The sequence below is a fragment of the Pseudomonas sp. SID14000 genome (genome assembly GCF_002165135.1).
Lineage (GTDB): Bacteria > Pseudomonadota > Gammaproteobacteria > Pseudomonadales > Pseudomonadaceae > Aquipseudomonas.
In genome coordinates, this window is the sequence record NZ_NFZQ01000003.1 from 204974 (window position 1) to 230352 (window position 25379).

A 25379-nucleotide genomic window follows, 5' to 3' on the forward strand; every position below is an offset into this window, starting at 1 on the left:
TGGGAGCGGGTTTACCCGCGAAGAGGCCAGAACAGGCAATACACCTCGATCAGGCAACCAGGGAGGCACAACAATGAAAACCCTCGTCGACCACCTGAGCCAATACGCCAGCTACCACCGCGACCCACGCAACATCGCCACCCACTTCGTCGGTATCCCGATGATCGTGCTGGCGGTGACCATCCTGCTGTCGCGCCCGGGTTGGGAGGTGGCCGGCATGTGGCTGTCCCCTGCCCTGCCGGCGGCGGCAGCCTCGGTCTGGTTCTACCTGCGTCTGGACCTGCGCTTCGGCCTGGTGATGGGGTTGTTGTTGGGGCTATGCCTGTGGGTCGGCCAGGTGCTGGCGATGCAGACGACAGCGCTGTGGCTCGGCGCCGGGCTGGGGGCGTTCGTGGTGGGCTGGATCATCCAGTTCGTTGGCCATTACTACGAAGGCCGCAAGCCGGCGTTTGTCGATGATGTCAGCGGGCTGATCATCGGGCCGCTGTTCGTGGTGGCAGAAGCTGCGTTCATGCTGGGCCTGTGCCCGGCCCTGAAGCGTGCTGTCGAGACCAACGCCGGCCCGGTGGCCATGCGGCAGAAGAATGCGGCCATGTAAACACTCCATGGCCCTACCGCTGGTATAGGCATTACTGCTGTCGCGACTCTATACCCAGTTCATCCCACACCGACTCAGCCAGGTGGAAAGTGGCATTTGCCGCCGGAATGCCGCAATAGATCGCGCTCTGCATCAGCACTTCCTTGATCTCGTCGCGGGTCACGCCGTTGTTGGCTGCCGCGCGCAGGTGCAGCTTCAGCTCGTCGTTGCGGTTCATGCCGATCAGCATGGCGATGGTAATCAGGCTTCGGGTATGCCGTGGCAGGCCCGGGCGGGTCCAGATGTCACCCCAGGCGTGGCGGGTGATCATCTCCTGGAACTCGCCATTGAAGTCGTTGAGTTTCTCCAGGCTGCGGTCCACGTGGGCATCGCCAAGCACTGCGCGGCGTACTTGCATACCGGCGTCGTAACGTTGTTTCTCGTCCATGGCGTTGTCCTCAGTGAGCCAGCAGGAAGTCGAGCACGCGGCGGCTGAAGCGCTCGCCGATTTCGACGTTGGACAGGTGTGCCGCCGGGAAGTCGACGTACTCGGCACCTTCGATACCGGCCTGCATGAAACGGCCGTGCTCCGGGGTGGTCACCACGTCTTCGGTACCGGCAACGATCAGCGCTGGCACCCGGATACGGCCCAACTGCTCGCGGTAATCGGCATCTCGCACCGCTGCGCAGTTGCCGGCATAACCTTGTGGGCTGGTTTGCGCCAGCATCTGGCAGATGCGCTGGGCTTGCGCTGGCTGGGCCTGGGCGAAGCCAGGGGTGAACCAGCGGGCGATGGAGGCATCGCGCAGGTCGACCATGGCCTGCTGGCCACCCTTGAGCACGGTGTCGATGCGGGTGTTCCACACCTCGTCGTTGGCGATTCTGGCGGCGGTGTTGCACAGGGTCAGGCTGTGCAGGCGCTGGCCTGCATTGATGCCCAGCCACTGGCCGATCAGGCCACCCATAGACAGGCCGACGAAATGCGCCTTGGCGATGTCCAGGCCATCGAGCAGGGCCAGCACGTCACGGCCCAGCTGTTCGATGCTGTAAGGGCCTTCAGTGACCAGCGACCCACCGTGGCCACGGGTATCGTAGCGCAGCACGCGCAAGTGCTGGCTCCACAGGGGAATCTGCGTGTCCCACATACCCAGGTCGGTGCCCAGCGAGTTGGACAGGAGCAGCACCGGGGCGTTTTCCGGGCCATCGATCTGGTAGTTCAAAACGCCATCGGCCAGTTGCAAGTGCGCCACAGCGGTCTCCTTCAGGCAGTGAAACGTTGATGTTCGGACACGGCGCGCGCTACCCAGACGCGGGCCTGCCCCAGGTAATGGGCAGGGTCGAGCAGGCGATCGAGTTCTTCGGCAGACAGTTCGGCGCTGACCTGCGGCTCGTCACCCAGCACGGCACGCAGGTGGCGCTGTTCGGCTACGGCGCGCTGGCAGCACTGCTCCAGCAGGTGGTGGGCGCGGTCGCGACCCAGGCGCTGGGCGAGGACGATGCTCACCGCTTCGGCCAGCACCAGCCCCTGGGTCAGGTCGAGGTTACGGCGCATGCGCACGGCATCCACCTCCATGCCATCGGCAATCACCTGGGCCTGGCGCAGTGCACCGGAGACCAGGCAGCAGATATCCGGCAGGGTTTCCCATTCGGCATGCCACAAGCCGAGGCTGCGCTCGTGCTCCTGGGGCATGGCAGCGAGCATCGTCGAGACCAGGCCCGGCACTCGGGTCGCGGCACCGATCAGTACTGCGGCGCCCACCGGGTTGCGCTTGTGCGGCATGGTCGAGGAACCGCCCTTGCCCGGCGCGGAGGGCTCGAACAGTTCCCCCGCCTCGGTCTGCATCAGCAGGCTGACATCTCGGCCGAACTTGCCCAGGCTACCCGCCACCAGGCCCAGCACCGAGGCAAACTCCACCAGACGGTCGCGCTGGGTGTGCCAGGGCTGCTCGGGCAGGCTCAGCTTGAGCTGCTCGGCCAGGGCTTCGGCCACCGGCATCGCCTTGCTGCCCAGGGCGGCCAGGCTGCCCGAGGCGCCACCAAACTGCAGCACCAGCAAGCGTGGGCGTAGCTCTTGCAGCCGTTGGCGGTGACGGGTCAAGGCGCCCAGCACACCAGCCAGTTTCATGCCCAGGGTCACCGGGGTGGCGTGCTGCAACCAGGTGCGCCCCACCAGAGGCGTGTCGGCGTACTGCAAGGCCTGGCGCGACAAGGTGTCGGCCAGTTTGCCCAGGTCGGCTTCGATCAGCTCGAGGGCAGCGCGCAGTTGCAGGACCAGGCCGGTGTCCATCGCGTCCTGGCTGGTGGCGCCCAGGTGCACGTAACGCTCGGCCTCGGGCACGCCACTGGCGATCACCTTGCCCAACGCCTTCACTAGCGGGATCGCCGAGTTGCCAGCAGTGGCGATGGCATTGGCCAGCGCGCCAACGTCATAGCGCTCGGCGTGGCAGGCCGCCTCGATGGCCGCCACCGCGCTGTGCGGGACCAGCCCGGCAGCCGCCTCGGCCCGCGCCAGCGCCGCTTCGAAATCGAGCATGCCCTGCAGGCGGCCACGGTCGGAGAAGATCTCGCGCATGGCCGGCGCGGTGATGTAGGCGTCGAACAGTTGGTTGGTCATGCCATGTCCTTAATTATCATGGTGCGCAGGTAATTCTAGACACCCCTGGTTACACACTCGGTTCGCTATCTGACTGGCAACTGGCCTTGTGCCTGACAGGACCGGCCTCTTCGCGGGCAAGCCCGCTCCCACAGGTCCCGTTGTGCAGTGGGCAACGATTATCCTGTGGGAGCGGGCTTGCCCGCGAAGAGGCCGGTACAGGTCAAACCCGCTCGATGGCCAGCGCCAAACCTTGGCCTACGCCTACGCACATGGTCGCCAGCCCCTTGCGCCCACCACTTTTCTCCAGTTGGTGAAGCGCGGTCAGCACAAGGCGCGCACCGCTCATGCCCAGCGGGTGGCCCAGGGCGATGGCACCGCCGTTGGGGTTCACCTGCGGCGCATCGTCGGCCACACCCAGCTCACGCAGCACCGCCAAACCCTGGCTGGCAAAGGCTTCGTTAAGCTCGATCACATCGAAATCATTCACCGCCACACCCAGACGCTCGGTCAACTTGCGCACCGCCGGCACCGGGCCGATGCCCATCACTCGCGGTGCAACACCGGCGCTGGCCATGCCCAGTACCCGGGCACGTGGGGTCAGGCCATGTTTCTTCACCGCCTCGGCCGAAGCCAGGATCAACGCCGCAGCACCGTCGTTCACGCCCGAAGCGTTGCCGGCGGTGACGGTCTTGTCCGGGCCGTTGACCGGCTTGAGCCTGGTCAGGGCTTCCAGTGTGGTTTCCGGGCGCAGATGCTCGTCACGCTCGACGATGGTCTCGCCCTTCTTGTGCGCGATACGCACCGGCACGATTTCTTCGGCGAAGAAACCGGCGGCCTGGGCGGCAGCAGCCTTCTGCTGGCTGCGCAGGGCAAAAGCGTCCTGGTCAGCGCGCGAAACCTGGTAATCGTCAGCCACGTTGTCGGCGGTTTCCGGCATGGAGTCCACGCCGTACTGGCTCTTCATCAGCGGGTTGATGAAACGCCAGCCGATGGTGGTGTCTTCAAGCTTCATGTTACGCGAGTAGCCGCTTTCGGCTTTGCCCATGACGAACGGGGCACGCGACATCGACTCGACGCCACCGGCAATCGCCAGCTCCATTTCGCCGCTGGCAATGGCGCGGAAGGCAGTGCCGATGGCATCCATGCCCGACGCGCACAGGCGGTTCAGGGTAACGCCCGGGACGCTCTCCGGCAGGCCGGCCAGCAGCAGCGCCATGCGCGCTACGTTGCGGTTGTCTTCACCGGCCTGGTTGGCGCAGCCGAAGAACACTTCGTCAACTTGATCCCACTGCACGCTGGGGTTGCGCTCGATCAGCGCTTTCAGCGGCACGGCGGCAAGGTCGTCGGCCCGCACGCCGGCCAGGGCGCCGCCGAAGCGGCCGATCGGGGTGCGAATGGCGTCACAGATGAATACGTCACGCATCAGGCTTCTCCTGCCACCTGGCCATGGGCCGCGGCGGTACGGGCTTCGAGGTCACGCAGGGCGGACAGCTCGACTTCGGTAGGTTCGGCAGTGGTCTGCACATCGTCGGCAAAGCGGATCGCCCAGCCAGTGTCGGCGATGATCTGCTCACGGGTCACGCCCGGGTGGATGGCGGTGACGACGAATTCGTGGGTGCCGGCTTCCGGCTCCATGATGCACAAGTCGGTGATGATGCCGACCGGGCCATCGCCTGGCAGGCCAAGGCGTTTGCGCGAGTCACCGCCTTCACCGTGGCCAACCGAGGTGATGAAGTCCAGCTTGTCGACGAAGGCACGCGGCGACTGCTTGAGGATAATCAGCACCTGCTTGGCGGAACCGGCGATTTCCGGTGCGCCACCAGCACCCGGCAGGCGGGTTTTCGGGGCGTGATAATCACCGACCACGGTAGTGTTGATGTTGCCGAAGCGGTCGACCTGGGCGGCACCGAGGAAGCCGACATCGATGCGCCCACCTTGCAGCCAGTAGCGGAAGATCTCGCCGGTCGGCACCACGGTGTCAGCGGTTTCGGCCAGTTCGCCGTCACCGATCGATAGCGGCAGCACGCTTGGCTTGGCCCCGATCGGGCCGGATTCGTAGATCAGCACCACGTCAGGCGACGAGGTCAGGCGCGCCAGGTTGGCAGCCTTGGATGGCAGGCCGATGCCGACGAAGCACACAGCACCGTTGCGCAGGCGACGGGCTGCGGCGACGGTCATCATTTCGGAAGTGGAGTAGCTCATTGTGCGGCCTCCGCAGTGCTGGCCAGCTTGGCCTTAAATTCGTTGAAATCGGCAGTGCCACGGATGTAGGTGTCGATCCAGGCGGTGAACGATTCGCGGCTGCGCGCAATCGGGTCCCAGGCCTGGTAGAAGCGGTTGTCACGCTCGTAGTAGCCGTGGGCATAGGACGGGTGCGCACCACCAGGTACCAGGCATACCGCGCTCAGGGCCCAGGTCGGCAGCACGCAGGCGTTCATCGGGGCCTGCAGGTCGTCGACGATTTCCTCGACGGTGACGATGCAGCGCTTGGCGGCCAGGGCGGCTTCCTTCTGCACACCGAGAATACCCCACAGCAGCACGTTGCCTTTGCGGTCGGCCTTTTGCGCGTGGATCACGGTAACGTCCGGGCGCACCGACGGCACCGCTGCCAGCACTTCCCCGGTGAACGGGCAGGTGACGCTTTTGATCAGCGGGTTGACCTTCGGCAGGTCGGAACCGGCGTAGGCACGCAGCACGGCGAACGGCAGGCCAGATGCACCGGCGACATAGGCGTTGGCCAGGTCGGCGTGGCTGTGCTCTTCGATTTCGATGGCGTGCGGCCACTGTTTCTCGACGGCATCACGCAGGCGGTGCAGCGAACCGACACCTGGGTTCCCCCCCCAGGAGAAGATCAGCTTGCTGGCGCAACCGGCGCCGATCAGCTGGTCGTAGATCAGGTCCGGAGTCATGCGCACCAGGGTCAGGTCGCGCTTGCCCTGACGGATGATCTCGTGGCCGGCGGCAGTCGGGATCAGGTGGGTAAAACCTTCGAGGGCGACGGTATCGCCATCCTGGATGAACTGCTTCACGGCTTCGTGAAGCGGGAGAATTGCAGCCATTTGGAGACTCCTGGTCAGGGTGCTTCGGTGAGCTCAGATTAAGGAGACTGGTGGGTGGCTTACAATCCGATAATCGACTATTTGTGCGATTATCGAACAATTTGTTGTCCTGCTACTCATTCACTACCGTGTCGAATTCTTCGCAGCACAAGGCTGCTCCTACAGGGGGCGGCGTCGCCTGTGTAGGAGCAGCCTTGTGCTGCGAAGGGCCGCAAAGCGGCCCCCGGGCCTCAAGTCGCGTCAGCGTGGCTCACCAGCCCTTTCACGATCACACCCACGGTCGCCAACCCCGCCGGCACCAGCAACGCTGTCAGTACCTGTTCGAAGTTCCAACCCAGCCCCAGCAACGTCGCACCACTCCAGGCCCCGAGAATCGCCCCGAAGCGGCCGATACCCAGCATCCACGATACCCCCGTGGCGCGGCCTTGGGTGGGATAGAAACGCGCCGCCAGCGACGGCATCGCCGACTGGGCGCCGTTCACGCACATGCCGGCGACCAGCACCAGCGTGGCCAATACGGTGATGTTGCCCAGGCTCTGCCCCACGGCGTAGGCGAACACCCCGGCCAGCAGGTAGAAAATGCCGATCACCTTGTGCGGATTGAAGCGGTCCATGGCCCAGCCCACGCCGACGGCACTCAGCACGCCACCGAACTGGAACAGGGCGCCGATGAAAGCAGCCTGCTCCATGCTCGCGCCGCTGTCGCGCATCAAGGTTGGCAGCCAGCTGGTCAGCAGATAGACGATCACCAGGCCCATGAAGTAGGTCAGCCACAGCAACATGGTGCCCGTGCCGTAAGTGCCGGAGAAGATCAGCGCAAACACGTTGCGCGCGGCCACCGCCTTCTGTTCCGGTACGCTGAAGCTGCCCGCCTCGGCCACGACCTGCGGCGCGATGGGCGACAAGGTCTTGCGCACCTTGTCGGTACCCCGGTTACGCACCACCAGGAACCGCGCCGACTCCGGCAACCACACCATCAGCACCAGCGCCAGCAGCAACGGCAGCACGCCACCGATCACCAGCAGGCTGTGCCAACCGTAGGCCGGGATCATCTTGGCGGAAATGAAACCACCACCGGCCATACCCAGGTTGAAGCCGCAGAACATGCTGGTCACCAGCAGCGACTTGAGGCGCTCGGGGGTGTATTCAGACAAAAGCGTAGTGGCGTTGGGCATGCCTGCGCCAAGGCCCAGACCGGTCAGAAAGCGCAACACCAGCAACTGGTCGACGTTGCTGGCATAGGCCGAGGCCAGGCTGAAGCCGCCGAATACCAGCACCGCGCCGACCAATACGCCCTTGCGGCCAAAACGGTCGGCCAGCGGGCCGGAACCGAGGGCACCGAACACCATGCCGATCAATGCAGCGCTCATGACCGGGCCGAGGCTGGCGCGGTCAATCCCCCACTCCTGCGACAGGGCCGGGGCGATGAAGCCCATGGCAGCGGTGTCCAGGCCATCGAGGAAGACGATCAGGAAGCACAGCAGTACAACCCGCCACTGGTAGCGGGACAGCGGCTGCTGATTGATGAACGACTGGACGTCGAGGCTTTTGCCGACGTTGGTTTGCGCTTGGTTCATTGTTGTTATCCAGAATGAGGGGCACAGCCGGACCACTGCACGCGATCAACCGGTACAGAGGACGATAGTTGGAGGAATGCAGCTGGCGTCAGCCTGGATACAACGGTACTGCGCGCGGGTGCGGCCGCGGCAGCGAGGGGACAGTATTCATGGTAAGTGCCTCTGATGTTTTTCTTGTTCGGTCGGCACAGCCGACCGTTGCGAGAGACATTAATCAGCAGGCGGAGGCGGCGCAATTCACCGCGAACGACACTGTGCGTTTATCGCACAGGAAAGGGTTTTTACTGTTTTATTTTGGGGGCACAAAGCGCCCGGGGGCACTTCAGCCAAACAACTGATGGCAAAGGTCCCGGCTCGCCGCCAACAAAATCGGCAAGAACCGCTGCTCCAGCTCACTGCGCGTCACCCGCCCAACGTGGGTACTCACATTCAACGCCGCCAACACCTGCCCCGAGGCGTCATACACGGGCACTGCAATCGAACGCAGCCCCTGCTCCAGCTCCTGGTCCACCACGCACCAGCCCTGGGCACGTACCTGCTGGATACAGGCGAACAGTGACTCGGGGTCATGCAAGGTACGGCTGGTACGCGCCTTCAGGTCGGCACGTTCCAGGTATTCACGCAGGCTGGTGTCGTCCATGGCCGCCAACAGAATGCGCCCCATGGATGTGCAATAGGCAGGCAGGCGCCCGCCCACCGAGAGGTCGACCGAAATCAGCCGCTCCACCGTGGCCGAGCGGGCTATATAAAGAATGTCGTCACCTTCGAGCGTAGCCATGTTGGCCGCCTCGTGCAGCTGGTCGCTGATGCGGTCCAGGTAAGGCTGGGCAGAAATCGCCAGCGGTGTCGACGACAGGTACGCATGCCCGAGCGTCAGCACTTTGGGCAACAGCGAATAGGTGCGCCCGTCGGTGGTGGCATAACCCAGCTTGATCAACGTGTGCAGGCAACGGCGCACCGCCGCCCGGGGGATTTCTGTGCGGTGGCTGATCTGGGCGATGGTCAGGTGGCGCTTGCGTTCCTGGAAGGCCTGGATCACAGCCAGGCCACGCGCCAGGGAGGTCATGAAATCCGGGTCGCCGGTAAAGGCCTGGATGCGCTTGGCCGGGGAAGCCACGATCGGCGGTGCCAGGGCTGCCGAGGCAGATCGTGCCTGCTCCGGATTGGCCGACTCTGGATTGACGGAATCGTTGGCCAGGGTTTCGTCACTCATCGCACACCTCAAAAAAACGCCCACTCGTGCGATTATCGAACAAACGGCCGATAATCGCAATTGACCGCTGACACTTTTACTTATACCTTTCTCATGCCACTTGTGGCTTCTTTGGAGAGACTGGTCAGGTACCCACCGTAGAAGTCCCCAGGCAACGGCCTCGTCTTTTGGCGAGGCCGTTTTTCATTCCATACCCTGTTGATGGTCCCGCTAATGCACTGCAGCGAACTTCTATCAGTCTCGCCTTTCAAACTTGCATGAAAGGCCCAAACTGTTGTCGGATGCATCCCGTTACTTGCGTCAGGTGATGTCAGGGTTAGGTAAATAACGATGTTCGGCGAAATCTCGGTTGCTATAATCGATTACGCAGGCCTCGACGATGCCTTGGCAATGGAGCCTTCCGCTGTATCAAGCCGTTGCGGCCAGCAAGGTATGTGCACGCTGCACAACGCATAACAACAGTCATCAAACTTAATTCAGGTACTACTGTGACGAAAGATGAACTGCGCGCGGAACTCGAGCGCCAGGCTGAACGTTACAAGGACGTTTACGGTGGCGAAGTCACTACTTACGCCGCCCAACCGGATCCGGAACGCAAACCTTGGCGCAAGCGTGCCAGCGTGCGCGACCAAGCCTTCAGCCAGGAACTGGAACGTATGGAGAAGGAACTGCGCAGCGACAATCCCTGACTCCCGGGACCACGCCAGCGCGTCGTCGCCCGGCCTGCCCGGGCGCGGTCGATCTTTACTGTCAGGCCGAAGATGAAATGGAATCACACAAATTTCATACGGCCGTTTGAATAGTGGCGAAGCGGCTTTTTCTTCAATTTTTTGTCTGATTTAGCCGGATTTTGTGCTTTTTAGCGGACATTTACCTACCTGTACCTACCGCCGCACACATCGCACTTGCGTCAGGAAGATTGCCATCGGTCTGTCGCAGATGCATCGATTGCCAAGGTTTTCTGGCATAATCCCGCCCCCCTATGACCGCCAGACAACCTTCATGATCGATTTATTCAGCGGACTGGATGCCTGGGTATTGGTGAGCCTGCTGCTCGCCTTGACCTTCGTACTCGCCTTCGAGTTCATCAATGGCTTTCATGACACCGCCAACGCGGTAGCTACCGTCATCTATACCAAAGCCATGCCGCCGCACCTCGCCGTGTTCTTCTCCGGCGTGTTCAACTTCCTTGGCGTTCTGCTCGGCGGTGTCGGGGTGGCCTATGCCATCGTGCACCTGCTGCCGGTAGAACTGCTGATCAATGTGAACACCGGACACGGCCTGGCCATGGTCTTCTCGCTGCTGGCTGCGGCCATCACCTGGAACCTGGGCACGTGGTACTTCGGCATCCCCGCCTCCAGCTCGCACACGCTGATCGGCTCCATCCTCGGCGTCGGCCTGGCCAATGCCCTGATCAACGACATCCCGCTGGGCGACGGTGTCAACTGGCAGAAGGCGATCGACATCGCCATGTCGCTGGTGGTCTCGCCCATGGCCGGCTTCGCTGTTGCCGCCCTGGTTCTGATCGGCCTGAAGTGGTGGCGCCCGCTGTCAAAGATGCACAAGACCCCCGAGCAGCGCCGCAAGCTCGACGACAAGAAGCACCCACCGTTCTGGAACCGCCTGGTACTGGTGGTCTCGGCCATGGGCGTGAGTTTCGTGCACGGCTCCAACGACGGCCAGAAGGGCATTGGCCTGATCATGCTGGTGCTGATCGGTATCGTCCCGGCCAAGTTCGTCCTCGACCTGAACAGCACCACCTACCAGATCGAGCGTACCCGTGACGCCACCCTGCACATGAGCCAGTTCTACCAGCGCAACGCCGCCACTCTGGGCGAGTTCCTGGCGCTGGGCAAGGCCAAGTCCAGCGACCTGCCGGAGCAGTTCAGCTGCAACCCGCAACAGACTGAGCCGACCATTGCCGCGTTGCAGTCCTCGCTGCAGGGCGTGACCGACTACCACAGCCTCAGTGCCGACCAGCGTGTCGAAGTGCGCCGCTACCTGCTGTGCCTGGACGACACGGCGAAGAAAGTCGGCAAACTGCCAGGCCTGGAGGCCCGTGAAAAGGCCGACCTGGAAAAACTGCGCAAAGACCTGACCGCCACCACTGAGTACGCCCCGTTCTGGGTGATCGTGGCCGTCGCCCTGGCCCTGGGCCTGGGTACCATGGTCGGCTGGAAGCGCGTGGTACTGACCGTTGGCGAAAAGATCGGCAAGCAAGGCATGACCTATGCCCAGGGCATGTCGGCGCAGATCACCGCGGCTTGCGCCATCGGCATGGCCAACATCTTCGCCCTGCCGGTATCGACTACCCACGTGCTGTCGTCCGGTGTGGCCGGCACCATGGTCGCCAACAAGAGCGGCCTGCAAGGCGGTACCGTGAAGACCATCCTGCTGGCCTGGGTACTGACCCTGCCTGCGTCGATGGGCCTGGCGGCCGGCCTGTTCTGGCTGGCGTCCAAAGCCATTGGCTGAGTGATACGGTTCTGAAAGAGGCGGCCTTCGGGTCGCCTTTTTTCTGTACCGGCACCTTCGCGGGTAAACCCGCTCCCACAGGTAATGCACAGCTCTTGATATCTGTGGTGAACCTGTGGGAGCGGGTTTACCCGCGAAGGGGCCGGTACAGGCAACCTACCTTTTCCTGCCCCCCAGCAACGACCCCATCAACCCCCGCACCAGTTGCCGCCCCAACTGGTTGGCCGCCTGGCGCACCGCCGACTTGATCGCCTGCCCCGCCGCACTCTGCAAAAACTCACCGGCCGTGTCGGCAAAGCTCTCCTCATCAGCTTTGGGTTGTGGCACCGGCTCCACCGGTTCGCCCTTGCGCTGGGTCAGCATTTCATAGGCCGATTCACGGTCCACCGGCTTGTCGTAACGCCCCGCCAGCGGCGAAGCGGCAACCAGCGCACTGCGCTCAGCCGCGCTCAAGGGCCCGATACGCGATTGCGGCGGTGCAATCAGCACTCGTTGCACCATCGCTGGTGTGCCTTTCTCTTCCAGGGTTCCCACCAACGCCTCGCCAATACCCAGCTCGGTCAGCACCGCCAGGGTGTCGAACGCCGGATTGGGGCGAAAGCCATCGGCCACCGCCCGCAGCGACTTCTGCTCCTTGGCAGTAAACGCCCGCAAGCCATGCTGAATGCGCAAGCCCAACTGGGCCAGCACCGCATCCGGCAAGTCCCCCGGCGACTGGGTGACGAAGTACACCCCCACGCCCTTGGAGCGGATCAGCCGCACCACCTGCTCCAGGCGATCCTGCAATGCCTTGGGCGTATCGTTGAACAGCAAGTGCGCTTCATCGAAGAACAATGCCAGCACCGGCTTTTCGGCATCGCCGCGCTCGGGCAACTGTTCGAACAACTCAGCCAGCAGCCACAGCAGGAAGGTCGCGTACACCTTGGGTGCCTCATGCACCAACCGGCTGGCGTCCAGCAGGTGGATACGTCCACGACCATCCGGGTCAGGCCGCAAGAGGTCCTCAAGCTGCAACCCCGGCTCACCGAACAGCGCCTCGGCGCCCTGCTGCTCCAGGGTAGCGAGTCGGCGCAACAGGGCCTGGGTGGAGGCGGTGGTCATCAGCGCGCTGTCTTCGCCCAGCAGTTGCGGATTGTCCTTCAGGTGCGCGAGCAGCGCCTTGAGGTCCTTGAGGTCGAGCAGCAGCAGGCCTTCACGGTCGGCTACCTTGAACGCCGCGTACAGCGCCGCCTGTTGGCTGTCGGTCAGTTCCAGCAAGTTGCCCAGCAGCAGCGGCCCCATTTCACTGAGGGTGGTCCGCAGCGGGTGGCCGGCCTGCCCGGCAATGTCCCACAGGCTCACCGGGTAAGCCTGGGGCGTGTGCCCCAGCCAGGGCATGCCGGCGATACGCTCGGCCACCTTGCCCTGCGGCGTACCAGCAGCGCCCAGGCCGCACAGGTCGCCTTTGACATCGGCGGCAAATACGGCCACCCCCGCGTCACTGAACGCTTCCGCCAGATGCTGCAGGGTGACGGTCTTGCCAGTACCCGTCGCGCCCGCCACCAGGCCATGGCGGTTGGCCAGCCTCATCGCCTGCCCAATTGGCTGGCCATCCGGGCCAGCGCCTACAACGATGGTCGAAAATTCCGACATCTCTTTAATCCTCTGCTCAAGCTTTACCCTAATTCGGCCGATACCTGTGGGTGATATTCGCCTTAATAGAGAGGGACAACCGAAAAGGGACTTTTCGGGATGTTGCACTGCTTTGCGACTCCACGCGTGCAAACGCCTGATATAAAACCTTAGCGGAACCGATTACGCCATGAACAAAAGCCTTCGTTTCAGCCACAAGATTCTTTTGGCCGCATCACTGATCGTGATACTCGCCTTCAGCCTGTTCACGCTCTACAACGATTACCTCCAGCGTAATGCGATCCGCGAGGACCTGGAAAACTATCTGGCTGAAATGGGCGCTTCCACTTCGACCAACATCCGCAACCTGTTCGAAGGCCGTATCAAGCTGGTGGAAAACCTGGCACAGAACATTGCCCAGGACCCGGCCAACGCAGAAACTCTGTTGGGCCAGAATGCACTGATCTCAAGCTTTCTCACGGTATACGTGGGCAAGGTCGACGGCGGCTTCAGCGTGCGCCCGGACACGAAGATGCCCGACGGCTACGACCCACGCACCCGCCCTTGGTACAAGGACGGCATGAACGCCGCCGGCGCGATCCTGACCGAGCCGTACATCGACATGGCCACCAACAAGATGGTCATCGGCATCATCAACAAAGTTTCCAGCAGTGTCGGCGTGGTCGGTGGTGACCTGGCCCTGGACGGCCTGGTGCAGATCATCAACTCGCTGAACTTCGGTGGCATGGGCTACGCCTTCCTGGTCAACGACCAGGGCAAGATCCTGGTGCACCCGGACAAAGACCTGGTGATGAAGTCGCTGTCGGACCTGTTCCCGCAGCACACGCCGAAACTGACCAGTGAGCTGACCGAAGTGCAGAGCGAAGGCCAGGCCCGCCTGCTGACCTTCACTCCGATCACCGGCCTGCCGTCGGCCAACTGGTACATCGGCCTGTCGGTGGACAAGGACAAGGCCTTCTCGATGCTCAGCACCTTCCGCACCTCGGCAGTGATTGCCACGCTGGTGGCGGTAGTGATCATCATCGGCCTGCTTGGCCTGCTGATCCGTGTGCTGATGCAGCCGCTGCACACTATGACCCGCGCCATGGAAGACATCGCCGAAGGTGAAGGCGACCTGACCAAGCGCCTGCGTATCCACAACCACGACGAATTCGGCATCCTGGGCAGCGCCTTCAACCGTTTCGTCGAGCGTATTCACAGCTCGATTCGCGAAGTGTCCTCGGCCACCGAGCAGGTCAACGAAGTGGCCCTGCGGGTCATCAGCGCCTCGAACTCGTCGATGACCAACTCCGACGAACAGTCCAACCGCACCAACAGCGTGGCCGCCGCCATTAACGAACTGGGCGCCGCCGCCCAGGAAATTGCCAGCAACGCCGCCCAGGCTTCGCAGCACGCCAGCTCGGCGCGGTTGCTGGCCGAAGAAGGGCAGCAGGTGGTGGAACGCAACATTGCGGCAATGAACCGCCTGTCCGACCTGATCGTCACTTCCAGCGCGCATATCGAGACGCTGAACAGCAAAACCGTCAACATCGGCCAGATCCTCGAGGTGATCACCAGCATTTCCCAGCAGACCAACCTGCTGGCGCTGAACGCGGCCATCGAAGCGGCCCGTGCCGGTGAAGCCGGGCGTGGTTTTGCCGTGGTCGCCGATGAAGTACGCAACCTGGCGCACCGCACCCAGGAGTCGGCGCAACAGGTGCAGACCATGATCGAAGAACTGCAGGTCGGCGCCCGCGAATCGGTCGAGACCATGGACCAGAGCCAGCGCCATAGCCAGGACAGCATGCAGATCGCCAACCAGGCCGGTGAGCGGCTTGACAGCGTTACCGTACGTATCGGCGAAATCGACGGCATGAACCAGTCGGTGGCCACCGCCACCGAAGAGCAGACCGCCGTGGTCGAGGCGATCAACATGGACATCAACGAGATCAACATGCTCAACCAGGAAGGCGTGGAAAACCTGCAGGCCACCCTGCGCGCCTGCTCTGACCTGGAGCAGCAGGCCGGCCGCCTGAAGCAGCTGGTGGGCAGCTTCCGCATCTGATCGCAAACCGCGTCGCCTGCTTCGCAGGTGAACCCGCTCCCACAGGAACTGCACAGACCCCGGGGCCTGTGTAATCCCTGTGGGAGCGGGTTAACCGGCGAAGAAGCCCACACCGCTCCCCGCCTTTCCCGCCCGCCCAACCTCGATCGAACAAACTATCCTTCTGATAGGTCCACCTTTAGGCGCGTCATCGCCGGCCCGTTAGCGCCAGATGACAGACCCGAAGACGATCCCGGAGGGATGCTGATCGTGCACATCGCCGACATCACCATGTTCTACGCCCCCGCCAGCGGCGGCGTACGTACCTATCTTGATGCCAAACACCACCGCCTCGGCGCCATTCAGGGCGTGCGTCACAGCTTGCTGATACCTGGTGCCAGCGCGCAACACGCCGATGGCATCTACCAGGTGCCCGCACCGCCGCTGCCGTTCGGCAACGGCTACCGCTTCCCGGTGCGCCTGGCCCCTTGGTGCAATGTGCTGCGCAGGCTCAAGCCCGACCTGATCGAAGTCGGCGACCCCTACCTGACCGCCTGGGCTGCGCTGGAGGCACGACGCAAACTCGATGTGCCGGTGATCGGCTTCTACCACTCCGATCTGCCGCTGCTGGTCAGTAACCGCATGGGTAACTGGTTCACCCCCAATGTCGAGGCCTACGTCAGCAAGCTGTACGGCAATTTCGACCGGGTCCTGGCCCCCAGCCAGGTCATGGCCGACAAGTTGCGCCGCCTGGGAGTGCGGGATGTGCACGTGCAGCGCCTGGGCGTCGACCTGGCCACCTTCCACCCCAGCCAGCGCGACCCGCAACTGCGTGCCGAACTGGGCATTGCCGATACCAGTCGCCTACTGATCTATGCCGGCCGTGGCTCGCGGGAAAAGAACCTGCCGGTGCTGCTCGAGTGCATGCGGCATCTGGGCCACCCCTACCACTTGCTGCTGGTGGGTTCGAACATGCCGGCCAACGTGCCGCAGAACGTCAGTGTGATCGATCACTTCTGCCCGGCACCAGAAGTCGCCCGGCTGATGGCCAGCGCCGACCTGCTGGTGCACGCCGGCGACCAGGAAACCTTCGGCCTGGTCATTCTCGAAGCGATGGCCAGCGCCACGCCGGTGGTGGCGGTGCGCGCCGGTGCTTTCGGCGAAATCGTCAACGAACAGTGCGGGCGCTTGTGCCGCCCCAACGATAGCCAAGCCATGGCGACGGCTGTGCAAGAGGCGTTCGAGGCCGGTGTGCGTAAACTCGGGGCACAGGCTCGACGCCATGTCGAGCAGCACTATTCGTGGGACAACGTGGTAGCCGGCCTGCTGCAGCACTACCAGGCCGTGCTCGGCCACCAGCCGCAGGTTCGTGCCCATGGTTGAGCCACTACCCACATCGCGCAGCCTGATGCTGGTGCTGCACGATGTCGCACCCGAGACCTGGCCCGACTACCAACCCTTCGTCCAGGCCATCGACGCCATCGGCGGCATCCCCATGACCTGGCTGGTGGTGCCAGACTTTCACCACTGCAACCCCCTGCAGCGCTCACCCACCTTCTGCCGCTTGCTCGAACGGCGCCTGGCCAGAGGTGACGAACTCGCTCTGCATGGTTTCTACCATGCCGACAACGGCCCGCCACCGCGCACGCCCGGCGAATACGTCATGCGTCGCATCTATACCCATGAAGGCGAGTTCTACGCCCTCGACCAGCAGCAGGCCCTGCAACGCCTGGAGCACGGCCTGGCCCTGTTCGGCCAGCAGGGCTGGCCAGTGGCCGGTTTCGTCGCGCCCGCCTGGCTGATGAGCGAAGGCACCCGCCAGGCACTGCGCCGCCTGCCGCTGCGCTACACCAGCACGCCGCAGCACCTGTACCGCTTGCCGGACTTCACCGCGATCAAGGCCCCAGGGCTGGTCTGGAGCGCCCGCAGCGCCTGGCGCCGAAGCCTGTCACGGGTGCTGTGCGACTGGCAATGCCGGCGCTGGCGCGACGCCGAGACCTTGCGCCTGGGCCTGCACCCGGTGGACATGCGTCATCGCGCGTCGCGCGACTACTGGCTGAACACCTTGCACACGCTGCTGGAACAGGGGCGTGAGCCCCTGACCAAGTCCACCTGGCTCGACCGCCAGGCCAACGCATGAACCGCCTGGCGTGGCTGGTACCGGCATTGCTCGGTGGCAGCGAGTTGTTGCCGAGGCTGCAGCGTTTCGCCCCCAGCCTGATGTTGACCCTGCTGGGCATGATCCTGCTGTGCTGGGTCATCAACGCCATTCGCCTGCGCCTGCTGCTCGGCCAGCAAGGCACAAGGCTTGGGCGCCTGCGCAGCCTGGGCGTGGTGATGGCCACCGAGTTCGCCATCTGCACCACCCCCGGCGGCAGCGGCGGCCCGTTGACCCTGATCGCCCTGCTGGCACGCGACCGTATCGGCCCGGCACGCAGCGGCGCGGTGTTTGCCATGGACCAGCTGAATGACCTGGTGTTCTTTTTCTGCGCGATGCTGGCGATTGCCGGTTATTCGCTGTTCCACAGCCTGGGCCACAGCCAGCAGAACATGTTGCTGGGCAGTGCGTTGCTGCTGTGCACGGCACTGGCCGGGGTGATTGGCCTGTTGCGCTACCGACGCACGGTGATGCGCGTGAACGGCAAGTTGCTGCGCCGCCTGGGCATGAGCCGGCAGCGCAAACGCCGCTGGGCGCGCAAACTGCTGCACTTCGTCGACGCGCTGCTGCAGACCTGGCGCCTGCCCAAGCGCACGCTGACCTTGGTGTTCACCCTGACCTGCGCCCATTGGGGCCTGCGCTACAGCGTGTTGTACCTGGTCTTGAGAGGGTTGGGGGTAGACCTGGCGTGGATCCCCAGCTTCCTGGTGCAGATGCTTTCGCTCAGTGCCGGCCAGTTCAGCCTGCTACCTGGCGGTGCCGGTGCCGCCGAGCTGACTTCCGCCAGCCTGCTGACACCACTGGTGGGCAGTTCGACCGCGGCTGCGGCGATCCTGATATGGCGGGCGGTCACTTACTACTTTTATCTGCTGGCGGGTGGGCCGGTGTTCGTGTGCCTGCTGGCGCGCCCGCTGCTGGAGCGCTGGCGGCGTCAGGTGGGTTGAGCTGCTGCCACAGTTCGGCAGCGCCGGGGAAATCGGTGCCATCGGTGTCGGCCAGGGCTTCAGGGTCGTAGCGGGCCAGGCAGCCTTCACCGAGGGTGGGTGGGGGTGAGGCGGTGGGGTTGTTGCGGGTCTTGGTCATTGGGTATCCCTCAAGATTGCCGGGGCTGCTGCGCAGCCCCAAGATCTCACCGACAACCCGACTCTGTCAGTCAAACACCACAGTCTTGTTGCCATGCACCAGCACCCGATCTTCCAGGTGATAACGCAGGCCACGGGCCAGCACCATCTTCTCCACATCACGGCCAAACCGGACCATGTCGTCGATGCTGTCGGCATGGCTGACACGTACCACGTCCTGCTCGATGATCGGGCCGGCGTCCAGCTCTTCGGTGACGTAATGGCAGGTCGCACCGATCAGCTTCACACCACGCAGGGCGGCTTGGTGATAGGGCTTGGCGCCGACGAACGACGGCAGGAAGCTGTGGTGGATGTTGATTACCTTCTCAGCATAGTCCTGGCACAGTTGCGGCGGCAGGATCTGCATGTAGCGGGCCAGCACCACCACGTCGGCGGCGTGCTCCTGCACCAGGCGCGACACTTCGGCAAAGGCCGGTGCCTTGTCCTTGGGGTCGACCGGTACATGGAAGAACGGAATACCGTGCCATTCGACCATGCTGCGCAAATCGTTGTGGTTGGAGATCACGCAAGGGATCTCACAGTCCAGTTCATCGGTGTGCCAACGGTGCAGCAGGTCGGCCAGGCAGTGCGACTCGCGGCTGGCCATGAGCACTACGCGCTTTTTCTGTGCCGAGTCGGTAATGCGCCAGGTCATGGAGAACTCTTCGGCGATCGGCGCAAACGCCTCGCGGAAGGCTTCGATACCGAACGGCAGCGATTCGGCGCGGATTTCATGGCGCATGAAGAACCAACCGCTCTGCTCATCGGAGTGGTGGCTGGCTTCGTTGATCCAGCCATTGTACAAGGCCAGGAAATTACTGACTTTCGCCACGATGCCAACACGGTCGGGGCAGGCGATCACCAGACGATAGGTGCGCATGAATGAGACTCCAGAACTTCGCAAAGGCGCTCATTCTAGCGGCCCGCCAGGAAAAACGCAGTATTGATCGCAGTGGCCGTAGCCTGTGTACCTGGACGAGATGCATTGCCGGCATTCTCTGACAGGCATGAGGAAATGCCGGATTAATTGTAAATTTTTGTTCACGTAGAGAAATGGTTGTCACACCTTAGTTAACAGTTAATTGCCCAACAATATGTTTACTTGCGAGTATTGCCTGTCTATTATTGCTCCACACATTTCTGAACACGCATTAAGGAACACTCCATGTCCCTGATCAACGAGTACCGCGCTACCGAAGAAGCCATCAAGGAACTTCAGGCCCGCCTGGCCAACCTGTCGCAGGATGACAAGCTGAAGAAAGAACTGGAGTTCGAAGGCAAACTGCGCGCCCTGATGGGTGAGTACTCCAAGTCGCTGCGCGACGTGATTGCCCTGCTCGACCCAGAGTCGAAACTGAGCAAGGCACCTCGTGGTGCGGTCAAGACTACTGCTACCAAGCGTGCGCGCAAGGTCAAGCAATACAAGAACCCGCACAACAATGAAGTGATCGAAACCAAAGGCGGCAACCACAAGACCCTGAAAGAGTGGAAAGCCAAGTGGGGTGGCGATGTGGTTGAAAGCTGGGCGACCCTGCTGGACTGATTGTCCACACACCCCTGCTGCTTATCGCAAACAAAAACGCCGGCACATTGCCGGCGTTTTTGTTTGTCCGCGTTTTTTGTCAGCCCTCAGCCAATTGCAAACTGTGCCTGCAGTTGCCGGGCATGCACCTGCCAGGCCTCCAGCACTCGCCGCCCCGCCTCGTCGGCGCCCTCCCAGGCCTGCTGCCGGGCCTGTTCGAAGTCGCCCAGCGTATTCGGCGCGCCCCACTGCGGGTCGCTCAGGCGCTGCTGGCAGAAGCTGAACCAGCGTTGCCGCTCTTCACCGGTCAAGGTCTCGGGGAAGTTGCGCGCCCGGTAACGGAATAACAGTTCGGGCAGGCGCGGGTCATCGAACATCCAGTGCCCACGGCCCAACTGCGCCGGTTCCAGCGCACGAACTTGCTCACATAAACGGCGGTCACGGTCCCCCAGAAATCCGTCATACAACTGTTGTTCCGGGTCTTCACTCGGGGCGAAGTCTTCCTTGCCGTAGATGTACTCCAGCTTGTCTTGCCATTGCGCCTGTTGCCTGGCCAGTTCTTCGCCGCGCAATTGTAACAACGTCAAGTCCAGGCCCAACCGTTGTTGATCGGCCGGGCGCAATACCGAGAGTGGCGCCAGCACCGGGCAGCGATTGATCTGCACCAGTTTGAGCGGAACGGGTAATTCTCCCTCGGCCAGTTCTTCATGGCGGGTATACAAACGCTGGCGTAGAACTTCAGCACTTTCCCGTAGTAGCGGTAAGGTTTCCTGATGCAGGTCGCAGACAATCAGCGCATTACGATTACGTGGGTGCCAGGCCAATGGCAATATGACACCAAGGTAATTACGTGCAGCCGAAAAGCGCCCGGATATATGCACCAATGGCTGCAACAAACGGATCTGCTCCATCACTTTATGCTTGCTGCGCAACTGGAACAGCCAGTCATACAACCTGGGCTGTTTCTGCCGGATAAGGCGGGCCAGGGCGATGGTCGCCCGCACGTCGGAAAGCGCTTCGTGAGCCTGACCATGGTCGATGCCATTGGCCTTGCTCAGCAGCTCCAGGCGCAGGCTGGTGCGCCCATCCTGTTGCGGCCACTCGATGCCATCCGGGCGCAACGCATAGGCTGTGCGCACGATATCGATCAGGTCCCAGCGGCTGTTGCCACCCTGCCACTCCCGGGCATAAGGGTCGAAAAAGTTGCGGTACAGGCTGTAGCGGGTCACTTCGTCGTCGAAGCGCAGCGTGTTGTAGCCGGCGCCACAGGTACCTGGTTGCGCCAGTTGCGCGTGCACCCGGGTCATGAACTCGGCTTCGCACAGGCCTTGCTCGGCCAACAATTGCGGGGTGATGCCAGTCACCAGACAGGCGGCCGGGTGCGGCAGGATATCGTCGGAAGGCCGGCAATAAAGGCTGATCGGCTCGTCGATCTCGTTGAGGTCGAAGTCGGTGCGCACGCCAGCCACCTGTAGCGGCCGGTCGCAGCGCGGGTTGATGCCGGTGGTTTCGTAGTCGTGCCAGAAAATGCTGGAGGTCACGGGGTCGTCCTGTATCGAGGTCGACCCGATTCTAGCGCGATTCTGGCGCGACTCCAGCGAGCCAAGGCTTCGTGGGCTCGGGGCTCAGGCGGAAGCGTTGGCAGGGCGAAAACTGAAAAAGTCGCGCAACGAGTGGACGAATTCGTCGTACTCGCGGGGCGCCTGCAGCAGCATGAAGCCCGAATCGTAGTGCCCGGGTGTCTGGTCTTCGCGGCACCACAGGCAGCTGGCGGTAAGGTTGACGAATTGATGCCCGCCGCCGACCAGCGGCAGGCGCAATTGCAGATCGTAGTCGGGCCCGACCAGCACAGGTAGCTGGCTGATCAGCATCAGCCCGTCTTCAGAGGCATTGCCCAGTTGACCGATCGCCTGACCGGTAAAGCGGTTGAACACCTTGAGGACACAAGGCAACTGATGGCGTTCGATGTGGCGCTTGTTGAACATGATCGCAAGTGCAGTCCGTATCCGATGCCAGGAATACGTGGAACTGGCGGTTGTTGTAACACCTGAGTTACAGATTAGCTCAGCATGCACTGCAAATCCCGTGAAAAAATTCAAACCTTGGTGTTAACGCCAAGGTGCGGCGGTCACCGGGTTGGCCACGGCAGCTTCGGCGCCGCGCCAATGGCCAAGTTTCTCCAAGGTCTGCAGGCGTGCCTGGGCGCGATAGGCATACTCATTGCCCGGGTACTGCTGGATCAGGTACTGGTAAGTCTGCGCGGCATCCACGTACAAGGCCTGGCGTTCCAGGCACTGACCACGCAGCAGCGACACCTCGGGGTGGATGAACGGTCGCGCACGGCTGGTGCGGTCGACCTGCGACAGCTCGAGCATGACCCGTGCGCAATCGCCACGGTCGTAGGCGCGGTAGGCATTGTTCAGGTGGTGGTCCATGGACCAGCGGGTGCAGCCGACGGCACTGGCCGCCAGAGCTAAAACGATCAGGGCTCGCATGGGGGTCTCCTTTGATGCCAGTGTATCGGCCTTTGCCGGCAAATCTTCACACCCTTTTGCAAGGATACCCTGCCCGTTCAAATGCCACCCTGCCTTGGTCGCAGGTAGTGCAACGGAACAATGACTACAGCGAGATTCAGGAGTAGCCTTTCGCTGCGCTTCACTATAGGAGTCTGTGCATGAGCATCCGCCGTACCAAAATCGTCGCCACCCTTGGCCCCGCCAGCAACTCGCCGGAAGTGATCGAACAGCTGATCCTCGCCGGCCTGGACGTGGCACGCCTGAACTTCTCCCACGGCACTCCGGACGAGCACAAGGCCCGCGCGCGCCTGATCCGAGAAATCGCCGCAAAGAACGGCCGCCATGTTGCACTGCTGGGCGACCTGCAGGGTCCGAAGATCCGCATCGCCAAGTTCGCCAACAAGCGCATCGAATTGAAGATCGGTGACAAGTTCACCTTCTCCACTGCCCACCCGCTGACCGAAGGCAACCAGGACATCGTCGGTATCGACTACCCCGACCTGGTCAAGGACTGCGGCGTTGGTGACGAATTGCTGCTCGACGATGGGCGCGTGGTCATGCGCGTCGAGACCGCCACCGCAGATGCCCTGCACTGCGTGGTGATCATCGGTGGCCCGCTGTCGGACCACAAAGGCATCAACCGTAAAGGTGGCGGCCTGACCGCACCGGCCCTGACCGAAAAAGACAAGGCCGACATCAAACTGGCCGCGGAAATGGACCTGGACTACCTGGCCGTGTCCTTCCCGCGTGACGCCAGCGACATGGAATACGCGCGCAAGCTGCGCGATGAAGCCGGCGGCAGCGCCTGGCTGGTGGCCAAGATCGAACGCGCCGAAGCGGTGGCCGACGACGAGACCCTCGACAAGCTGATCCTCGCCTCCGACGCCGTCATGGTCGCTCGTGGCGACCTGGGCGTGGAAATCGGCGACGCCGAGCTGATCGCCATCCAGAAAAAGATCATCCAGCACGCCCGTCGCAACAACAAGGCGGTGATCGTGGCGACCCAGATGATGGAGTCGATGATCCAGAACCCGATGCCGACCCGCGCCGAAGTGTCCGACGTGGCCAACGCCGTGCTGGACAACACCGATGCGGTGATGCTGTCGGCCGAGAGTGCCGCCGGTGCCTACCCGATCGAAGCCGTCCAGGCCATGGCCCGCATCTGCCTGGGTGCCGAAAAGCACCCGACCAGCCAGAAGTCCAGCCACCGCCTGCACACCACCTTCGAGCGCTGCGACGAAAGCATCGCCCTGGCGGCCATGTACACCGCCAACCACTTCCCGGGCGTGAAGGCGATCATCGCCCTGACCGAGAGTGGCTACACCCCGCTGATCATGTCGCGCCTGCGTTCACATGTGCCGATCTTCGCCCTGTCGCCGCACCGCGCCACCCAGGCGCGCGCATCGATGTTCCGCGGCGTGTACCCGATCGCCTTCGACCCGGCCTCGCAGCCGGCCGACAAGGTGAGCCAGGCAGCGGTCGACGAACTGCTCAAGCGTGGCCTGGTGGAGCAAGGTGACTGGGTAATCCTGACCAAAGGTGACAGCTACCACACCATCGGTGGCACCAATGGCATGAAGATCCTGCATGTCGGTGATCCGCTGGTCGGTTGATCCTGCTTGAAAGGGGGCCGCTTTGCGGCCCTTCGCGACGCAAGGCCGCTCCTACAAGGGATACGCATTCCCTAGGAGCGGCCTTGTGTCGCGAAAGGAGGGCAAAGCCCTCCCCTGCTCACTCAGACATGCTCGACAAACACATCGGCAAACACCTGCCCCCGCGGCACCCCGGCAATGAACAGCCGCCGGGCAAACCGCTCGACACTCCCCGGCGCCCCGCACACTAGCGCCACCGTCTGCCGCGATGACGGCCGCAACCCGGCCAACGCTTCATCCAGCTGCTCTGCCAGTACCAGCTCGACATTCACATCCGCCATCTCTCGCAACGGCTCGGCCAGATAATGCCCAACGCGCTCGCGCGCAACATGCATGACCCTGATTTCCCCTTGGTGCCCCTGACGCACTGCCTCGCGCAAGATGCCCCACAACGGCGCCAGCCCGGTACCCGCCGCCAGCAACCACAGCGGCCGCTCCTGCCAGTCCGGGTCGTAATGCAAGGCACCGCCCCTGAGCTCGCCCAGGCGCAACACATCACCCAGTTGCAAGCCACGGGCCTTGTCACAAAAGGCACCGGGGCGCTGGCAGTCGATATGAAACTCGAGGAAATCATCTTCGCCCGGCAGGCTGGCCAAGGAGTAAGGCCGCGCTACCACGCCATTCCACAGCACCACATGTTGCCCCGCCTGGTAACGCAGTGCCCGCTCGGGCCGCAGCCGTACGCGCAACACATCGCCGAACCAGTCCAGGGCACAGACCTGAGCCGGCACACCATCCTGTTGCGGGTCGAACAACGCTACATGCAGGTCCTCGACCACACGGCACTGGCAAGCCAGACGCCAGCCCAAGGCATGCTTGTCCAGCGCCAGGGCCTCGGGCATGGCATCCAGCGGTTGCCCGGCCAGGCAGTGCACCAGGCAGGCATGGCAACTGCCGGCGCGGCAACTGTAGGGCACGTTCAGCCCGGCCTCGTTCAAGGCATCAAGCAGGTTGCTGCCGGTCGGCACCGCCCAGCGGCGCTCGCCCACGCAAAGTTCGGGCATGTTCAGCTATCTCTTCCAGCGCTTGGGTTTCTGGGGTCGCTTTGCGGCCCCCTCCAAGCATCCTATCTCTACAGCAAGCCAGCAAGAACAATGCCTGCCCCCCTGCCGACCATGGTCCAGACTACTCGCAGGTGTTTCACACCGTGAGGCACGCTATACTGCCGCGCCTTTGCGTCGGCCATGCTGCCGGCGCGCCTTTGCAAGGCGTTTCGACACGCTGGTCGGCACCGTCGAGCGTCTATATGAATGTTCCC

The 25379-nt window shown here is 63.0% G+C and carries 23 protein-coding genes; 9 read left to right on the plus strand and 14 right to left on the minus strand.

The window, feature by feature from the left end:
* The first annotated feature begins 73 nt into the window (after positions 1 to 73).
* A complete protein-coding gene (locus CAY82_RS06010; RefSeq protein WP_087500366.1) occupies positions 74 to 598 on the plus strand; it encodes a DUF962 domain-containing protein in 525 nt (174 codons plus the stop codon).
* Between the two features lie 31 nt (positions 599 to 629).
* Here CAY82_RS06010 and pcaC read toward each other — a convergent pair whose 3' ends face one another.
* The 8 genes from pcaC to pcaR form a co-directional block, all read right to left on the minus strand.
* The gene (pcaC, locus tag CAY82_RS06015; protein WP_087500367.1) at positions 630 to 1025 is read right to left on the minus strand and encodes a 4-carboxymuconolactone decarboxylase; all 396 of its coding nucleotides are present in this window, start codon (positions 1023 to 1025) and stop codon (positions 630 to 632) included.
* A gap of 10 nt (positions 1026 to 1035) precedes the next feature.
* The gene (gene pcaD / locus CAY82_RS06020) at positions 1036 to 1827 is read right to left on the minus strand and encodes a 3-oxoadipate enol-lactonase (RefSeq protein ID WP_087500368.1); all 792 of its coding nucleotides are present in this window, start codon (positions 1825 to 1827) and stop codon (positions 1036 to 1038) included.
* Between the two features lie 11 nt (positions 1828 to 1838).
* On the minus strand, positions 1839 to 3191 hold the full coding sequence (locus tag CAY82_RS06025; protein ID WP_087500369.1) for a 3-carboxy-cis,cis-muconate cycloisomerase: 1353 nt from the start codon (positions 3189 to 3191) through the stop codon (positions 1839 to 1841).
* A 202-nt stretch (positions 3192 to 3393) separates the two neighbouring features.
* Complete coding sequence (gene pcaF, locus CAY82_RS06030; RefSeq protein ID WP_170931035.1) at positions 3394 to 4599, minus strand: 3-oxoadipyl-CoA thiolase; 1206 nt, start codon at positions 4597 to 4599, stop codon at positions 3394 to 3396.
* Positions 4596 to 5375: a CoA-transferase subunit beta gene (locus tag CAY82_RS06035; RefSeq protein WP_087500371.1), complete on the minus strand. Its 780-nt coding sequence runs from the start codon at positions 5373 to 5375 to the stop codon at positions 4596 to 4598. The genes pcaF and CAY82_RS06035 overlap by 4 nt, the downstream gene beginning before the upstream one ends.
* Positions 5372 to 6232, minus strand: a complete 861-nt coding sequence (locus CAY82_RS06040; RefSeq protein ID WP_015271654.1) for a CoA transferase subunit A — start codon at positions 6230 to 6232, stop codon at positions 5372 to 5374. The genes CAY82_RS06035 and CAY82_RS06040 overlap by 4 nt, the downstream gene beginning before the upstream one ends.
* Positions 6233 to 6462: 230 nt before the next feature.
* Positions 6463 to 7809, minus strand: a complete 1347-nt coding sequence (locus tag CAY82_RS06045) for an MFS transporter (RefSeq protein ID WP_087500372.1) — start codon at positions 7807 to 7809, stop codon at positions 6463 to 6465.
* Positions 7810 to 8131: 322 nt separating this feature from the next.
* Positions 8132 to 9022 carry a pca regulon transcriptional regulator PcaR gene (gene pcaR / locus CAY82_RS06050; protein ID WP_087500373.1) on the minus strand — a complete coding sequence of 297 codons (891 nt, stop codon included), beginning with the start codon at positions 9020 to 9022 and terminating at the stop codon, positions 8132 to 8134.
* Between the two features lie 488 nt (positions 9023 to 9510).
* On the opposite strand from pcaR, the gene CAY82_RS26640 reads away from it, so the two are divergent.
* Positions 9511 to 9711, plus strand: coding sequence for a hypothetical protein (locus CAY82_RS26640; protein WP_063913241.1), 201 nt, complete (start codon positions 9511 to 9513; stop codon positions 9709 to 9711).
* A 313-nt stretch (positions 9712 to 10024) separates the two neighbouring features.
* On the plus strand, positions 10025 to 11497 hold the full coding sequence (locus CAY82_RS06060; protein WP_087500374.1) for an inorganic phosphate transporter: 1473 nt from the start codon (positions 10025 to 10027) through the stop codon (positions 11495 to 11497).
* A 156-nt stretch (positions 11498 to 11653) separates the two neighbouring features.
* Here CAY82_RS06060 and CAY82_RS06065 read toward each other — a convergent pair whose 3' ends face one another.
* Positions 11654 to 13129, minus strand: a complete 1476-nt coding sequence (locus tag CAY82_RS06065) for a helicase HerA-like domain-containing protein (RefSeq protein WP_087500375.1) — start codon at positions 13127 to 13129, stop codon at positions 11654 to 11656.
* 169 nt (positions 13130 to 13298) lie between these two features.
* Here CAY82_RS06065 and CAY82_RS06070 point away from each other — a divergent pair, with 169 nt between their 5' ends.
* From CAY82_RS06070 to CAY82_RS06085, 4 genes are all read left to right on the plus strand, one after another.
* Complete coding sequence (locus tag CAY82_RS06070; protein WP_087500376.1) at positions 13299 to 15173, plus strand: methyl-accepting chemotaxis protein; 1875 nt, start codon at positions 13299 to 13301, stop codon at positions 15171 to 15173.
* Between the two features lie 240 nt (positions 15174 to 15413).
* Positions 15414 to 16535 carry a glycosyltransferase family 1 protein gene (locus CAY82_RS06075; RefSeq protein WP_087500377.1) on the plus strand — a complete coding sequence of 374 codons (1122 nt, stop codon included), beginning with the start codon at positions 15414 to 15416 and terminating at the stop codon, positions 16533 to 16535.
* Positions 16528 to 17292: a DUF2334 domain-containing protein gene (locus tag CAY82_RS06080; protein ID WP_087500378.1), complete on the plus strand. Its 765-nt coding sequence runs from the start codon at positions 16528 to 16530 to the stop codon at positions 17290 to 17292. Before CAY82_RS06075 ends, CAY82_RS06080 begins: the two co-directional genes overlap by 8 nt.
* Positions 17289 to 18254, plus strand: coding sequence for a lysylphosphatidylglycerol synthase transmembrane domain-containing protein (locus tag CAY82_RS06085; protein WP_087500379.1), 966 nt, complete (start codon positions 17289 to 17291; stop codon positions 18252 to 18254). Before CAY82_RS06080 ends, CAY82_RS06085 begins: the two co-directional genes overlap by 4 nt.
* Before the next feature lie 205 nt (positions 18255 to 18459).
* Here the strand turns inward: CAY82_RS06085 and purU are convergent, their stop codons facing one another.
* Positions 18460 to 19311 carry a formyltetrahydrofolate deformylase gene (gene purU / locus CAY82_RS06095; protein WP_023662871.1) on the minus strand — a complete coding sequence of 284 codons (852 nt, stop codon included), beginning with the start codon at positions 19309 to 19311 and terminating at the stop codon, positions 18460 to 18462.
* A gap of 285 nt (positions 19312 to 19596) precedes the next feature.
* On the opposite strand from purU, the gene mvaT reads away from it, so the two are divergent.
* A complete protein-coding gene (gene mvaT, locus CAY82_RS06100; protein WP_015271662.1) occupies positions 19597 to 19974 on the plus strand; it encodes a histone-like nucleoid-structuring protein MvaT in 378 nt (125 codons plus the stop codon).
* An 86-nt stretch (positions 19975 to 20060) separates the two neighbouring features.
* Here the strand turns inward: mvaT and sbcB are convergent, their stop codons facing one another.
* The 3 genes from sbcB to CAY82_RS06115 form a co-directional block, all read right to left on the minus strand.
* Positions 20061 to 21494: an exodeoxyribonuclease I gene (sbcB, locus tag CAY82_RS06105; RefSeq protein ID WP_087500381.1), complete on the minus strand. Its 1434-nt coding sequence runs from the start codon at positions 21492 to 21494 to the stop codon at positions 20061 to 20063.
* Between the two features lie 84 nt (positions 21495 to 21578).
* Entirely contained in the window at positions 21579 to 21938 is a 360-nt protein-coding gene (locus CAY82_RS06110; protein ID WP_087500382.1) for a PilZ domain-containing protein, read from the minus strand.
* Between the two features lie 123 nt (positions 21939 to 22061).
* Positions 22062 to 22448 (minus strand): hypothetical protein, encoded by a 387-nt coding sequence (locus CAY82_RS06115; protein ID WP_087500383.1) that lies wholly within the window; start codon positions 22446 to 22448, stop codon positions 22062 to 22064.
* 179 nt (positions 22449 to 22627) lie between these two features.
* Here CAY82_RS06115 and pyk point away from each other — a divergent pair, with 179 nt between their 5' ends.
* Positions 22628 to 24082, plus strand: a complete 1455-nt coding sequence (gene pyk, locus CAY82_RS06120) for a pyruvate kinase (RefSeq protein WP_087500384.1) — start codon at positions 22628 to 22630, stop codon at positions 24080 to 24082.
* A 122-nt stretch (positions 24083 to 24204) separates the two neighbouring features.
* Here pyk and CAY82_RS06125 read toward each other — a convergent pair whose 3' ends face one another.
* Entirely contained in the window at positions 24205 to 25125 is a 921-nt protein-coding gene (locus tag CAY82_RS06125; protein WP_087500385.1) for an iron-sulfur-binding ferredoxin reductase, read from the minus strand.
* Positions 25126 to 25379: the final 254 nt, after the last annotated feature.

Bases quoted from the DNA above. Each gene is read 5' to 3' on its own strand.
- CAY82_RS06125 (WP_087500385.1), bottom strand. From the start codon at position 25,125: ATGCCCGAACTTTGCGTGGGCGAGCGCCGCTGGGCGGTGCCGACCGGC.
- CAY82_RS06065 (WP_087500375.1), bottom strand. From the start codon at position 13,129: ATGTCGGAATTTTCGACCATCGTTGTAGGCGCTGGCCCGGATGGCCAG.
- CAY82_RS06045 (WP_087500372.1), bottom strand. From the start codon at position 7,809: ATGAACCAAGCGCAAACCAACGTCGGCAAAAGCCTCGACGTCCAGTCG.
- CAY82_RS06115 (WP_087500383.1), bottom strand. From the start codon at position 22,448: ATGCGAGCCCTGATCGTTTTAGCTCTGGCGGCCAGTGCCGTCGGCTGC.
- purU (WP_023662871.1), bottom strand. From the start codon at position 19,311: ATGCGCACCTATCGTCTGGTGATCGCCTGCCCCGACCGTGTTGGCATC.
- CAY82_RS06070 (WP_087500376.1), top strand. From the start codon at position 13,299: ATGAACAAAAGCCTTCGTTTCAGCCACAAGATTCTTTTGGCCGCATCA.
- CAY82_RS06080 (WP_087500378.1), top strand. From the start codon at position 16,528: ATGGTTGAGCCACTACCCACATCGCGCAGCCTGATGCTGGTGCTGCAC.
- CAY82_RS06110 (WP_087500382.1), bottom strand. From the start codon at position 21,938: ATGTTCAACAAGCGCCACATCGAACGCCATCAGTTGCCTTGTGTCCTC.
- pcaC (WP_087500367.1), bottom strand. From the start codon at position 1,025: ATGGACGAGAAACAACGTTACGACGCCGGTATGCAAGTACGCCGCGCA.
- CAY82_RS06075 (WP_087500377.1), top strand. From the start codon at position 15,414: ATGCTGATCGTGCACATCGCCGACATCACCATGTTCTACGCCCCCGCC.
- CAY82_RS06085 (WP_087500379.1), top strand. From the start codon at position 17,289: ATGAACCGCCTGGCGTGGCTGGTACCGGCATTGCTCGGTGGCAGCGAG.
- CAY82_RS06010 (WP_087500366.1), top strand. From the start codon at position 74: ATGAAAACCCTCGTCGACCACCTGAGCCAATACGCCAGCTACCACCGC.
- CAY82_RS06060 (WP_087500374.1), top strand. From the start codon at position 10,025: ATGATCGATTTATTCAGCGGACTGGATGCCTGGGTATTGGTGAGCCTG.
- pyk (WP_087500384.1), top strand. From the start codon at position 22,628: ATGAGCATCCGCCGTACCAAAATCGTCGCCACCCTTGGCCCCGCCAGC.
- CAY82_RS06040 (WP_015271654.1), bottom strand. From the start codon at position 6,232: ATGGCTGCAATTCTCCCGCTTCACGAAGCCGTGAAGCAGTTCATCCAG.
- mvaT (WP_015271662.1), top strand. From the start codon at position 19,597: ATGTCCCTGATCAACGAGTACCGCGCTACCGAAGAAGCCATCAAGGAA.
- CAY82_RS06035 (WP_087500371.1), bottom strand. From the start codon at position 5,375: ATGAGCTACTCCACTTCCGAAATGATGACCGTCGCCGCAGCCCGTCGC.
- CAY82_RS06025 (WP_087500369.1), bottom strand. From the start codon at position 3,191: ATGACCAACCAACTGTTCGACGCCTACATCACCGCGCCGGCCATGCGC.
- pcaR (WP_087500373.1), bottom strand. From the start codon at position 9,022: ATGAGTGACGAAACCCTGGCCAACGATTCCGTCAATCCAGAGTCGGCC.